General features: G+C 57.9%; 7 protein-coding genes. All 7 read right to left on the reverse strand.

The genetic code is table 11. The annotated features are described in order from the left end of the window. Positions 1-541: 541 nt before the first annotated feature. Entirely contained in the window at positions 542-3,517 is a 2,976-nt protein-coding gene (locus HMPREF1556_RS05205; RefSeq protein ID WP_021667289.1) for a putative LPS assembly protein LptD, read from the reverse strand. A gap of 410 nt (positions 3,518-3,927) precedes the next feature. After that, positions 3,928-5,502, reverse strand: coding sequence for an NAD(P)/FAD-dependent oxidoreductase (locus HMPREF1556_RS05210; RefSeq protein WP_021667291.1), 1,575 nt, complete (start codon positions 5,500-5,502; stop codon positions 3,928-3,930). 94 nt (positions 5,503-5,596) lie between these two features. Continuing rightward, a complete protein-coding gene (locus HMPREF1556_RS05215; protein WP_044125299.1) occupies positions 5,597-6,229 on the reverse strand; it encodes a DedA family protein in 633 nt (210 codons plus the stop codon). A 24-nt stretch (positions 6,230-6,253) separates the two neighbouring features. After that, the gene (locus HMPREF1556_RS05220; protein WP_021667293.1) at positions 6,254-7,987 is read right to left on the reverse strand and encodes a glutamine--tRNA ligase/YqeY domain fusion protein; all 1,734 of its coding nucleotides are present in this window, start codon (positions 7,985-7,987) and stop codon (positions 6,254-6,256) included. 260 nt (positions 7,988-8,247) lie between these two features. Beyond that, on the reverse strand, positions 8,248-10,455 hold the full coding sequence (locus tag HMPREF1556_RS05225; protein ID WP_021667295.1) for a cation-translocating P-type ATPase: 2,208 nt from the start codon (positions 10,453-10,455) through the stop codon (positions 8,248-8,250). A gap of 148 nt (positions 10,456-10,603) precedes the next feature. Beyond that, positions 10,604-12,607: a DUF4954 family protein gene (locus HMPREF1556_RS05230; RefSeq protein WP_044125301.1), complete on the reverse strand. Its 2,004-nt coding sequence runs from the start codon at positions 12,605-12,607 to the stop codon at positions 10,604-10,606. A gap of 323 nt (positions 12,608-12,930) precedes the next feature. After that, positions 12,931-13,941: an NAD(P)-dependent oxidoreductase gene (locus tag HMPREF1556_RS05235; protein WP_021667298.1), complete on the reverse strand. Its 1,011-nt coding sequence runs from the start codon at positions 13,939-13,941 to the stop codon at positions 12,931-12,933. Between the last annotated feature and the right edge of the window lie 4 nt (positions 13,942-13,945).

Here is a 13,945-nt window from a genome sequence, read left to right on the forward strand (position 1 = left end):
ACCAACCAAATCACACCGCGAAATATTTCATTTACCCCCGCTCTGAGTTACCTTCACTTGCCCTTAAATTAGACACTTACAAAGGGTGAAAAATTTTTCACCCCTCCCGTACAAACCTCCCCTACTCCCCAAGGTGAATCGACCGCCTCACACCCTGCCGTCCCCCGTTTTCCTTCCCCAGCACCCATTTCCGCCTCCTCAAAGCTTCTGGTTTCACCTCCCCAAGCATTTGCTTCCTCCTCCCCAAGCACCTGCTTTCTCCACCTCCTTGCTTCTGCATCTTCCTTCCTCTCGCATTCGCTTGCTTTTTACCCGTCTCCGGACACCCACCTTCCTACCCAAAGAAACCTACCCCTTCCGCACACCCCAAAAACGATCTACCGTAGGTCGCCGAAAAAACCTACTGTAGGTCGTCTGAGACGACCTACCGTAGGTCGCAGTAGGTTTTGATGACGACCTACCGTAGGTCCCAGAACAGAAAAAACTCGAGGCTACACCCCAAAGGAATGCAGCCTCGTAATTCTACTATATATAAGGTGGTCTACCAGTCTGTGCTGGAGGAGTAGCCGTGCTTGTCCCACTTGACGTCGTGAAGGAGCGAACTCTTCACGCCGATGGTGATGCTATAGCTACGATAAGGACCGAAGGGGATGGCGTTGGCCGAAAGACTCCAGCAGTGCATGTCACGGCTGATCCCGATGGTCATGTTCGCCACCTTCTTGGCGATGAAGTCATAGCTGGCGTTGAAGTTCAGCGACCAGTACTTGGTGGGCTGGATGCTCCCCGAGAACATCAGGCTGTGCATGAGCCCGTAGTTATATTCGTCACGCTTGGGATCGAAGGTCGTACGCTGTAGGTTGACCCCGTAGCTAAGCGACAGGCTCCAGGGGATGGACACCTTGAGGTAGCCGTCGGCGTCGTACTCTGCGTCATCGCCGCCGGTATCGAAGAGGCTCTTCTTCGGCCCTTGGGTCTTAGCCGCCATATCCGCCAGTGAGGTATCTCGCCCGTCGGTCGGTGCTGTCGGCTCATTGGGATTGGAGCTAGACTCCTTATTCTCCTGCCCCTTCTCCTTCTTCTTACCGCCGAAGAACTCTCGGATCTTCTTGAAGGTCTCGTTGCTCAGCGTATAGTTGAAGGACGTCCCCGTCCCACGGAGGCTACCGAAGCCCTTACCATTGAAGACACGGAGCTTATTGACACGATGCTCGATGACTCGCCCGTCGGACGTCGTGGTATGCCCGTAGAGGTAGGGGTCGAAGGAACCGCTGAGCGAAAGCTGAAGCGACTGCGAGAGACGCAGGGTAATACCGGCGTTGATGTCTGCGAGCTGGAAGGAGTCGGCAGCCAGATTGTAGCTGGAGCTGAGGGAGAAGTTGTCGATGAGACTGATCTTCTTGAATGTCTCCGTGCTGTCGGTCTTCGTGCGCACCTTCATCTCCAGATTATTATCGATACCGAAGTTGATCGAGGCAGACTTCCCTCGGCCAGGAGCGCCGAAGATGTGCCCATCCGAATAGAGGGAATACTCCTCGACACGGGGCGTACCATTCTTGTCGGTATAGCTCAGGCGATCGTAGTAGCCCCACATAGGCGCCCCGAAGTCTGGGGTGAAGCTCACCCCGACACGAGGGGTCATGCGGTGACGGATCATCTGCACCTTGTCACCGAAGATACGCCAGGGCTTGAAGAAGCCATAGAGCGTCGTATTGAGGCTCGCCGAGGTGGAGAAGTCAAAGACACGATTGAAGCCATAGACCCGCTTCGTCTCGGTACGATCGGTCGTAGCATCATACTCTCGGCGGGACTTATAGGTATACCAGCGCTCATTATAGTTGGCGCTCAGAGTCAGATCCACGTAGCCAAAGAGCTTGTACGACGCTGAGATCGGAATATTATGCGAGAAGCCGTTGCGCCAATCTCGTATAAGGTTGGACTTGAAGAGGAGGTTCTCCTTCGTCGAGATGCTATTACGGAACTGCCCCGAGTAGCTGATGCTGATCTTCTCATACCAGCGCTCCGCCCCGACACGCTTCTTGCGCTTAAAGGGATAGAGGCGGTTCATGCTGATGGAGACATTCGGCAGGCTCATCGTGACCATCGAGTCTGCAGAGTTCTGGGTAGCATCGATCGAAGCAGAGATGCGGAAAGGTGTACCGGCGAAGCTTCGGCTATAGTTGATGGAGGAGTTCTTCGTGTTCTGCCCTGCTACACGGGGATTGTAGAGGGTATTGAGCGAATTGTGATTGTAGGAGCTGGTCGAGAAGTTGACACTGGCTGAGAAGGTCTCATTGGGGCTCGCCTTGCTGTCCTGCGAATGTGACCAGTTGATACGGAAGTCACGGCTCTCGGAGAAGTCCCCTGCGACGTCTCGCTCCCCGGTCTTGGTAGAGAGGTAGCTCAGGTTGATGTTCCCAGCATAGCGGTAGCGCTTCTTATAGTTGGATCGAGCGTTGACTCCCCACGAGCCGAGACTGTACCAGTCGGCCGTGACCGCTAGGTCGACGTAGTCGCTGAAGGCAAAGTAATACCCCCCTTCACGTAGGTAGAACCCCCGCTGGGTCTCCTCGCCGTACTTCGGCATGATGATCCCTGAGGAATAGCTCTTATTGAAGGGGAAGAAGCCAAAGGGTAGACCGATGGGCATCGGCACGTCTGCTATCACTAGGTACGAAGGACCTGCGACGACATTCTTCTGCGGACGAGCCTTCCCCTTGGTCAGCATGAAGTAGAAGTGCGGATGGTCATGATTGTCACAGGTGCTGTAGCGACCATTCTCCATGAAGAGGCAGTTGTTGCTCACCATCTTGGTGCGCTCTGCCGTGATATAGCCTTCGCCCTGCTGGGTGACCGCTCCGGTGATGAAGCCTTTACTTGTCTTGAAGTTGTAGTTAAGGCTCTTCGATTCGTAGCTCTCACCTCCGTCTCTGAACTTCGGATAGGCCGTCCCCTTCCCTATGCTATCGAGCACATAGTGGGCATAGACCTGATTACTATCGAGGTTGAGACGCATGAAGTTTGCGTCCAGTCCCTTGTCCTTGTAGTCCACCTTGCTGGGGCCGAAGAGATAGGCCATACTCTGGCCGATGAGGACGAGGGAGTCCTGCGCCTGATAAGCGATGATATCGTCGAAGCCCTCCGCTGCTCTACGACGACGCTCCTGCCGTGCAAGCTCCTCAGCGCTGAGGCTATCGGCAGGGAGGCTGTCCGTAGGAGTATCCAGCCGGAGGAAGAGGCTATCCTTCCCCGCCGTGCTGTCGAGCGAGCGAAGACCTCTTCGCCCAGTCGAATCAAGGGCCAGCGAATCTAATAATGAAGAATCAGGGAGGAAGGAGCTCAGCTGAGCCAGTGTGCTCATCGTATCACGCTCTAGGGACGAAGAGTCCTTCGCCAAGGCGCCCTGAGGAGCTCTGACCTGTCGCGAGGGAGTCTTATGCTTGGTGCCACAGGCAGCGAGGATCAGGAGGGTGATCACCACTAGAGCTGCTACTTGGCTGTGCTTCGTCTGTCTACGCATCGATGAGATAACGCCTAAAAGGTCTCGTACAGGTATCCTAGTACCCACAAGATCAGCCTCTAGGCGCCTGCAAAGATAGCTAAGAATTAGATAAGGGGACGCTAGGCTACGTCGCCTCGGAGGCGGATGATTCGGAGGGCTCACCCCGCTCGGCGAAGACGCCCGTCGAAGAGACCTAAAAATGGGGGCAGAATCGGGATAATTTTGGAGGAGTCGGCACAGGCCTTCGACAGGGACCTTCCCTAGCATAAAAACCTGGGAATACTTGCCCCTTCGGAAGAGGGTCTACAGAGGGGGCAAAAAACGACCTACGGTAGGTCGCCGAAAAAAACCTACAGTAGGTCGTGAGACGATGCACGGTAGGTCGCCAAGACGACCTACCGTGCATCCCTTTTTGGGGGTGCTAAGACTTAGCGTCCGAGGGCAAGGGCGATCTGCTGGGCAGCGTTCTCTCCGTCGATGGCTGCCGAGACGATCCCACCGGCAAAACCAGCACCTTCGCCTGCGGGGTAGAGCCCCGAGACGACGGGATGGCAATAGGTCTCACGATCCCGAGGGATACGTACGGGCGAAGAGGTGCGGGACTCCACACCGATAAGCTGGGCTTCCTCGGTCAAGAAGCCTCGGGTCGATCGGTCGAACGCACGGAAGCCTTCAGCAAGACGCTGGGCGACGAAGTGAGGCATCCATTCATGGAGGGCACTTGGGGTCAGCCCCATCGAATAGGAGGAAGAGGGGAGCGACTGAGAGAAGCGCCCCTTCACGAAGTCCGTCATCCTCTGAGCGGGCGCCCTCAGGCTACACTCTGCGGCGATATAGCTCCTTCGCTCAAACTCCTGACACCAGTGCATCAGGGCAAGTGGGGAAGTAGGATCTTCGACCGCAATACCCGTCTCGGGGATATCCTCAGGGTGAAGCTCGACGACCATCCCGGAGTTCGCCCAGCGGGAGCCACGGTTGGCAGGCGACATACCATTCACTACCGTCTCCTCTGGACCCGTCGAAGCGGGCACGACGAAGCCCCCTGGGCACATACAGAAGCTATAGACACCTCTTCCCCCGACCTGCGCCTTGTAGACATATTCGGCGGCAGGTAGGTAAGCGCCCCGACCCTCAGGGCTGTGGTAGCGGATCTGGTCGATGAGCTGCTGGGGATGCTCTAGGCGCACCCCGACGGCGATGGGCTTAGCTTCAATGAGGACACCTGCCCCATGTAGATAGCGGTAGACATCACGGGCCGAATGCCCCGTCGCCAGTAGGACGGGGCCCGTGAAGCTACGGCCGTCAGCAGAGACGATCCCTCGTACTTCGCCCCGCTCCAGCAGTAGCTCCTCCATACGACAGCCGAAGTGTACCTCCCCTCCTGAGGCGAGGATCTGCTCACGCATGCGCCGTATGATGATGGGGAGCTTGTCCGTACCGATATGGGGGTGGGCATCAACGAGGATCTTCGGGTCTGCCCCGAAGCGACAGAAGACCCGAAGGACCTTCTCCACACTCCCCCGCTTACGGCTACGAGTGTAGAGCTTGCCGTCGGAGAAGGCTCCTGCACCGCCCTCTCCGAAGCTATAGTTCGACTCGGGATCGACCAGACCTGTCTTCTCTAGCTGGACGAGATCCTTGCGGCGCTGCATCACATCCTGCCCTCGCTCCACGACGATGGGACGCACTCCGAGCTCGATGAGCCTTAGGGCAGCAAAGAGCCCACACGGCCCTGCTCCGACGACGATAGCTTGGGGCGAAGAGGAGACATCGGGATACACCAAGTCCGAGAAGTCATCTACGGCGGGCGCTTCCCCCTCGAGGTAGACATCCAGCGTGAGGTTCACGAGGATACGACGCTGACGTGCGTCGATATTGCGCCGACGTACCTGGATCGAATGGATCGTCTCGGGCTCGAGGCTGAGCTCACGGCCGACGAGGCGACGGAGCTCCGCATCTGAGGCGGCCTGCTGGGGACTTAGTGCAAGGGTGAGGGTAGTCACAAAGGGAGGATTTGGTGGGGTGAATACAGAAAAGACCTCTAGGGAAGACGGGGCTTAACCGAGCCTTCCCTAGAGGTCTACAGAGGGCAAGCCACTAGGCGTGCTTGGTGCGACGCTTGTAGAGCCAGTAGAGGAGGCCACCCACGACGAGGACGCCGAGGATAGCGAGTCCGATGGCCGAGCTATAGCGCTGGATCGTCTCGGCGAAGAGTTCGGGTGGGACGGTCTTACCGATGAACCACCCGAGGAGTGCCAGCACGACATTCCACGCTCCAGCACCGAGGGTCGTATAGAGGAGGAACTTACCCAACGGCATGCCCGACAGGCCTGCGGGGATCGAGATGAGCTGGCGGATACCAGGCACTAAGCGCCCGACGAGCGTCGAGGTCACCCCGTTCTTCACGAAGTAAGCTTCAGCCTTCTCGACCTTCTCCCGACTGAGGAGACAGAGGTGCCCAAGACGGGAGTCTGCGAAGCGATAGACCAGCGGACGACCTAGGTACTTAGCTAGGTAATAGTTCACCAGCGCCCCGATGTCCGAGCCCAGCGTAGCGAAGAAGATGACGAGGAAGAGGTTCATCTCTCCCGTGGCAGCCTTATAGGCAGCTGGGGGGACGACTACCTCCGAAGGGAAGGGGATGAACGACGATTCGATCGCCATAAGTAGCGTCACCCAGAAGTAGCTCAGGTGATGCAGGATATCTTGGACGAAGCCTAGTGATTCGATCATAGAGTAAGGGGGGAGTGGTGACTATTTATTGACCTTCTTCCACGTATCCTTGAGGGAGACGGTGCGGTTGAAGACCAGATGATCAGGACGGCTGTCTGGGTCTAAGCAGAAGTAGCCCACACGCTGGAACTGATAGTATTCGCCCTGCTTCGCCTCCGCTAGGAAGGGCTCTACACGAGCGTGGGTGACGATACGTAGCGAGTCGGGGTTGAGGAGCTCCGAGAGGGACTTCTCCTTGCCTGCCTCGGCAGGGTTCTCATCGACGAAGAGGCGGTCGTATAGGCGCACTTCGGCCTCGACACTATCGGTGGCGGAGACCCAGTGGATCGTGCCCTTGACCTTGCGATTACTTTCGGGTCGACCGCTGAGCGTCTCTGGATCGTACTCCGCATATACCTCTACTACCCTGCCGTCTGCATCCTTCTTGCATCCGGTGCAGCGGACGATGTAGGCACTCTTCAGACGTACTTCCTGCCCAGGAGTCATACGGAAGTACTTCTTAGGCGCATCTTCCATGAAGTCCTCGGCTTCGATGAAGAGTTCACGGGAGAAGCGAATGATATGGCTGTCCGACTCTGGGTCTTCGGGGTTGTTGAGGAAACTCATCTCCTCGGTCTGGCCCTCGGGGTAATTGGTGATCACCAGGCGTATCGGGTCGAGGACGGCAGAGCCACGTAGAGCACGGCGGTTGAGGTCCTCACGCACGGCATGCTCTAGCAGAGCCATGTCGATGATACCATCGTACTTGGTGTAGCCGATCTTGTCTATGAAGCCACGGATAGACTCGGGAGTGTAGCCACGGCGACGAAGGCCACAGACTGTCGGCATACGTGGGTCATCCCAGCCGGCGACATGTCCTTCCTGCACGAGCTGCAGTAGCTTACGCTTGCTCATCATCGTGTAGGTGAGGTTGAGGCGATTGAACTCAATCTGTCGAGGTCTATAGTTCGCCTCATGATCGGGCTCGACCTTCTTCAGCAGGTCGACGAAGTAGTCGTAGAGCGGACGATGCACTTCGAACTCCAACGTACAGATAGAGTGTGTCACTCCCTCGAAGAAGTCACTCTGCCCATGGGCGAAGTCGTACATAGGATAGACGCCCCACTTCGTCCCCGTCCGATGGTGCGGCACCTTGATAATGCGGTAGATGATGGGGTCACGGAAGTGCATGTTGGGCGAAGCCATATCGATCTTCGCTCGTAGGATCATCGCACCTTCCTCGAATTCGCCTGCATTCATCCGGTGGAAGAGGTCTAGACTCTCCTCAGCAGGACGATCACGGAAGGGGCTTGCCACTCCAGGGGTAGTGGGCGTACCCTTCTGTGCCGCTATCTCTTCGGCCGTCTGCTCATCGACGTAAGCGTGACCGGAGAGGATAAGCTCCTCGGCAAAGCGATACAGGCGATCGAAGTAGTCCGAAGCATAGAAGATCTCTCCCCAGTGGAAGCCTAACCATTCAATATCTTCACGGATGGCGTCGACGTATTCCGTGTCTTCCTTGGTAGGATTGGTATCGTCAAAGCGGAGGTTACAAACACCGCCGTACTTCTGGGCGATACCGAAGTCCATACAAATAGCCTTTGCGTGTCCTATATGGAGGTATCCATTGGGCTCGGGAGGGAAGCGGGTCTGGATACGTCCATTATTCTTCCCTTGGCGAAGGTCCCCTTCGACGATCTGCTCGACGAAGTTGAGACTCTTCTTCTCTTCCCCTCCTTCCACGAGGGGCTCTACGCTATGAGGCATATCTGACATAGTGAATGTACTTTGAGATCGATGTATACGGATTTATGCTATTACGGACAAAGATACGGAAAAGCCGTTTTAGTCCGCCTTAGTGGGCTGGGAGGGCGGGGGCGAAGCTAGCACCATAGAGGTAGCAGTAGTGCCTCTTCGGAGGCGACAGTAGCGCTTCGAGAGAGGGAGCAGTAGCGCCTCCCTAGGCTTAAAAAGAGAAGTCCTCGGGCGCATCCCGTGGGGAGGCCCGAGGACGGAGACGGGGGTGGGAGAAGGGGCTAGCGTCCTCGGCGGAAGCTGAGGACACTGTTGGCGACGACGCTGAGACTACTGAGCATCATCAGCGCTCCTGCTATCATGGGATTGAGGAGATAGCCGGTGAAGGGATACAAGAGGCCTGCTGCCACGGGGATGGCGATGAGGTTGTAGATGAAGGCCCAGAAGAGGTTCTGATGGATCGTACGTAGGGTGCGGTGCGCCAGATCAAAGAGCTTCACTACCGAGCCGAGCTCCGAGGTACGGATGGTCACCATCGCTGTCTCCATCGCTAGATCACTTCCGCTACCCATGGCGATGGAGAGGTCAGCACGGGCTAGCGCTGCTGCGTCATTGATGCCGTCACCGACCATAGCCACACGACGCCCCTGATGCTGGAGCTCCTCGACAAAGGACGCTTTCCCCTCGGGAAGGACGCTATCGACGACCCGATCGACGCCCACAGCTTCGCCTACGGCACGTGCTGCGCCTGGTCCATCGCCGGTAAGCATGATGACTTCGAGGCCTCGAGCCTGCAATTCGGCGATCGCATCACGGGACGAAGGACGGAGGGTATCGGCGATCCAGATGACGGCGAGCACTTCCCGCTCATCGGCGAAGAGACTGCAGGTAGCTCCGGCTCGCTGTCCTTCCTCTAGGGAGGTAAGAGCCTCCTCACTGAGCACCGCCCCGCCTTCCTCAACGAAGGCACGCTGACCGACACGATAGGTCTTCTCCGAGATCGTACCTTGGAGTCCTCGGCCTGCCTCTTCGGAGAAAGCCGTGACGGGAGCTTCGCCTTCGTGTGCTCCCTCGAGGTAGCGAACGATCGCCCCTGCCAAGGGGTGCGTAGAGAGTTCCTCCAGCTCGGCAAGGTGCGTGGCGGAGCTATCGGTAGCGGAGGCCGTCCAGCGGATAGCCTTCACTTCGGGTCGACCTTCGGTGATCGTCCCGGTCTTGTCCAGAAGGATGGAGTCGATATGCTGCGCTGCTTCGAGGCTCTCGGCATTGCGCACGAGGATCCCCTCTTCTGCGCCTCGTCCGATGCCGACCATGATAGCCGTCGGAGTGGCAAGGCCTAGGGCACAGGGGCAAGCGATGACCAGCACCGTCACGGCAGCGACGAGCCCCATCTGCCAGCCTCCCTCAGGGACGAGGAAGCCCCACGCCACGAGCGTCAGGAGGGCGATCACGACGATGACGGGAACGAAGACACGTGCTACCCGATCGACGACCTTCTGGATAGGAGCACGGGAGGACTGAGCCTCCTGCACCAGACGGATGATGCGGGAGAGGATGGTGGCACGACCAACTTCACGAGCCTCGTAGAGGAGCGAGCCCGAGCCATTGAGCGTACCAGCATAGACCCGGGCGCCTGCCACCTTCGCCACGGGAATAGGCTCTCCGCTGATGAGCTGCTCGTCGGCATAGGATTCCCCCGAGAGGACTACCCCATCCACGGCGAAGAGCTCATGGGGAAGGACACGCAAGGTCATCCCCGGCTCTACCTCTGCTATGGGCAGGGTGGCGGTATCACCCGAAGGCAAGACTTGCTGTACTGTCTTCGGCTGGCTACCCATGAGCTGACGGAGGGCCGTCGACGTGCGTCGCTGGGCACGAGCTTCGATGACCTTCCCCACGAGGACGAAGGCTACGGTCATCGAGGCAGCTTCGAAGTAAAGATGATGAAGGGCGTGCTCCGATGTTCCCCCGAGGAGGTATTCCCCGAGGAGAACGAGACTGTAGACGAAGGCGACGGAGGTACTGAGCATCACCAGTAGATCCATACCTGCAGCGCCCGAGCGTAGCTGGCGCCACCCTCGGACGAAAAAGCCCGAGCCCGCCCAGCCTAAGGTGATGGCCGAGAGGAGTGCCGAAAGTAACGCCTTGGGAAGAGTCATAGGTGGCCACATCATCAGCCCCATGACAAGGAGGGAGAGCACTACGGAGACGATCGTCTTCGTCTGCTGGCTCTTCTCCTCCCTCAGACGGAGAGCCTCGATCTCATCGACATCGGGCTCGTCGATCCGAAGGTCGTAGCCCATGGAGGCAACTGCCGAGCGGAGATCCTCTCGGGAGCACTTCGTCTCGTCATAGACGACAAAGGCTGAAGCCGAGGCAAGATTGACGCTAGCAGAGGAGACTCCAGACGTCTCCTCCAGTGCCCGAGTAGCGTGGGCAGCACAGGCCGCACAGTGTAGCCCCAGGAGGGGGAAAGATTGCTTAGTCATAGTGATATAAAGAGGGAGGGGAGCGTCTCCTGAGGCGCTCCCCTCCTGATAATTAAGAGACTTCGTACTATGAACAGCAGAAGGAAGCCTTTCGTTTAGCCCGTGGGGAAAGCCTCCACCCTACTAGGGGAAGGCGATCGGCTGAGACCTAGAGCAAGGGGGCAAGGCGATCTAGTAGCTCCTGCCCCAGAGCACTCTTGTCCTCGATATGCTTGAGTATGGAGCTGACATAGGGATTACTGTCGAAGGCGCCCCGCACCTCCTCGAAGTCCCGTGCCTGCTGTACTTCATCTCCGTCGGCACCGAAGCCAGTCATCGCCGAGAGGGAGAACTCCTTCTTGGCATCGGCGTACACCTCTCTGTCGAGCTCGACGACGGAGCTTCGCCAGCGCTCTACTAGTTGGGCGATCTCGGAGGCAGTAGCACCCTCGAGATCCAGCCCATAGTAGGTCTTGATCTTGTCGTACGCCCAAGTCCACTCGTATTCATAGTAGCGACGGTGCAGGTCGGTGAGTGTCTCGTGGATCTCACCCACCTCATGGATCGCTCCCGACTCTATTGCCTCGACCAGACGAAGGACCTCAGCCTTCGGAGCGAGCAAGCCCGAGAGATCTACCCAATCCCCTAGGCCTATCGTGGTCGTAGGTCTGAGGGCAGAGCGGACGGCTTCGATGCTGGTACAGGCGAGACCCTCTAGGCGCTTGATCAGGGAGTTGCCGAGGAACTTATGGATCGCTAGATCGTAGTAGTGGATGCCCTTCCTCAGAGATGAAGCCTTGATCTTAGCACTCTGATAGGAATAGATCTCTGAGGTCATCCCTGCTACCCGCTGTAGCTCTTCGAGGATCTGACGCCCATTGATCATCTTCTGGATGGTATAGGGGCTCAGGAGGTTGTAGTTTATCTGATCAAGGTGGTGAGGATCGGTGCGAGCATCTCGTCGAGGCCACTTCTGCGCATCTCGGATGGTACCTACACTCTTGAGGTTCACCCCAGGGATGAGGAAGGTCTTGTCACAGGACTCGATGAGGTAGGAGAAGGGTAGGTTCGCCAGGTCGGGATGGGTGGTATGGCGTCCCATCACTAGGGAGAAGGCGCCGATACGAGCAGGCCAGAGGATGTAGGAGTCCGAAGAGGTCTTCGCCCCTCGCTCCATGATCCCCTGATGGATAGGACCGAGCTTGTACATATGGTTGCTCTGATTCGACCCCGACCCTGCATTCATGAAGGAGAACTGGCTAGCGATAAGGAGGGTCGACTTGTGGTGCGTGACGGTGAAGGGACCAGCGAAGATGGCACACGCCTCGCCATTCTCTCCATGGCAGTTGCTGAAGAAGAGCGAGTCCGACGCCGAATAGCCATGGGCAAGGGTACAGGCCTGCCCGACGAAGCAACGAGAGAGCGCCGTGCCACTCTCCACCCGAGAGCCAGAGGAGATGATGAAGTCGGTACAGATGACGCTATAGCCCAGCGTGACGGGCGCCTCTCGGACGCTATTGACACTACCGTTGTAGAGGCGGCGTGTCCCGACGATCTCTGCATAGTCGCCGATCTTGACGTTGGTGATATTCCCCACGTCCGTGATATGGGCATGGGCGCCGATCGTCCCGTGCGAGGATCGAAGACCGTCGATATAGCTGATGATGAGCTGACGAAGGCGCTGGATGAACTCGGGTCTGTGGCGGTACATCGCCATGAAGTAGGCTTCGTGCGCCGAGAGCTGGTCATAGCTCAGCACCTCACGCCCACCGGTCTCATTGAGGACAGAGACCTCTACCCCGTTGCCGAAGGTAGTCTCCCCTTGGACGAGGATGGTATCTACGTTGCTGATGAAGGTCTCCTCGCCGATGGTGTAATTGGCGATATAGTTATTGACATGCTCGATACAGCAGTTGTCCCCCACCTCTACATTGTGCAGGTAGGTATAGTAGAGGCCCGAATGCTTGGAGATGCCCCCAGGGAGGTCGAAGGTCTTCTCGAAGAGCCCCAGACGCACCCAGCCTGAGAAGTGGGTATTGAGTATGTACTTGGGCACGAAGTCTTCCTTGACCCAGACCTGAGCCCAGTCATCAGCCGAATTGGCATGATCCTTCAGTGCTGCGATCTCCGCTTCTGTGAGCGGACGATAGCCTTGATTTACTACGTTTGGCATAGACATTTATCTAAGAAACTGACTTCACAAATGTATACACTTTCGGAGAAAACCTACCCCCTCCTATTTGATACTCTCTGTAGCGCCCAAAATACGACCTACGGTAGGTCGCCTCGACGACCTACGGTAGGTCGCCTCGACGACCCACGGTAGGTCGCAAGTGCGACCTACTGTAGGTTTTTTCGACGACCTACCGTAGATCCCTTTTTGCCCCCTCCCAAGACCACTGTTTATGCGCTCTGTCGGCCTCTTCGAAAATAGACAGCGCTCCCTCCATCCGCTCTAGGGGAGCGATGGAGGGAGCGCTATGGGAGGGAGGCGGGCTAAAGTAAGCCGCGCTCTCGGGCGTCAGCTATGGTCGCCTCGAGGCCTTGCTCCAGCGTCATCGAGGGGCGGAAGCCCAGGGCAAAGAGCGGGGAAGGATCGCACCGCCAGTTGCGCTGCGCCAGGATGGGGTACTTGTCTCTATTGAGGGGTGAGACCCGACCCGTCAGGCGTGCCGAGAGCGAACCCATGGAGCAGGTCAGTCGCACCAGCGGGAGCGGGATGCGGATATGCAGGACATGCTTGCGTCCGAGGAGACGCTGGACCATCCGCCCGAACTCCAGATCCGTGTAGGTCGCTCCATCAGCTACGACATAGCGCTCGCCACGTGCCTCCTCTCGAGTGAGGACGAAGAGTGCCGCCCGAGCGACATCGCCCCCGTAGACGAAGGTCAGATACTGCGTCTGACAGCCCGACATGGCATTGATGCCCCGGGCGACCCCTTGGAGTGCCATCAGGTAGTCCTTGTCCCCAGGGCCGTAGACGCCCGTGGGCAGAAGGATCGTGAACGGCAGTCCTGAGCGCTCCGTATAGTGCTCCGCCAGACACTTACTACGGCCGTAGAGCGTGTGGGGCTCCTGTGGGTGGGTGGCACGAAGAGGCTCGGTAGCCCCTGCCACAGCGCCGTAGCTACTGAGGCTACTCATCAGCACAAAGCGAAGGGGAGACTGAGGGAGGCGGGAGAGGGCTCCTAGGAGGCGACGGGTATGCTCGGCATTGACCTCGGCGAACTCCTCCGGGTGGGCAGTCTTCGTGATCCCAGCGTTGTGGATGACGTAGTGCCACTGAGGAGCACCCTCCTCCAGTGGGGCGACCGACGAGAGTGCCCCAAAGAGCTGATCTTCGTCGAAGTAGTCTACCTCGAGGAGGTGGACACCCTGAGCAGTGAGGCGCCTCCTATCACTGTCCTTGCGTACAGCCGCCCAGACTTCGTAGTCTAGAGCGAGGGCCTCAGAGATGAGGTGCGAACCGATGAAGCCCGAGGCTCCCGTGATGAGTATGCGCTCCATAGAT

The sequence above is a fragment of the Porphyromonas sp. oral taxon 278 str. W7784 genome, from assembly GCF_000467855.2.
In the GTDB taxonomy this organism is placed as follows: Bacteria; Bacteroidota; Bacteroidia; order Bacteroidales; family Porphyromonadaceae; genus Porphyromonas.

Bases quoted from the DNA above. Each gene is read 5' to 3' on its own strand.
- HMPREF1556_RS05205 (WP_021667289.1), bottom strand. From the start codon at position 3,517: ATGCGTAGACAGACGAAGCACAGCCAAGTAGCAGCTCTAGTGGTGATC.
- HMPREF1556_RS05230 (WP_044125301.1), bottom strand. From the start codon at position 12,607: ATGCCAAACGTAGTAAATCAAGGCTATCGTCCGCTCACAGAAGCGGAG.
- HMPREF1556_RS05220 (WP_021667293.1), bottom strand. From the start codon at position 7,987: ATGTCAGATATGCCTCATAGCGTAGAGCCCCTCGTGGAAGGAGGGGAA.
- HMPREF1556_RS05225 (WP_021667295.1), bottom strand. From the start codon at position 10,455: ATGACTAAGCAATCTTTCCCCCTCCTGGGGCTACACTGTGCGGCCTGT.
- HMPREF1556_RS05235 (WP_021667298.1), bottom strand. From the start codon at position 13,941: ATGGAGCGCATACTCATCACGGGAGCCTCGGGCTTCATCGGTTCGCAC.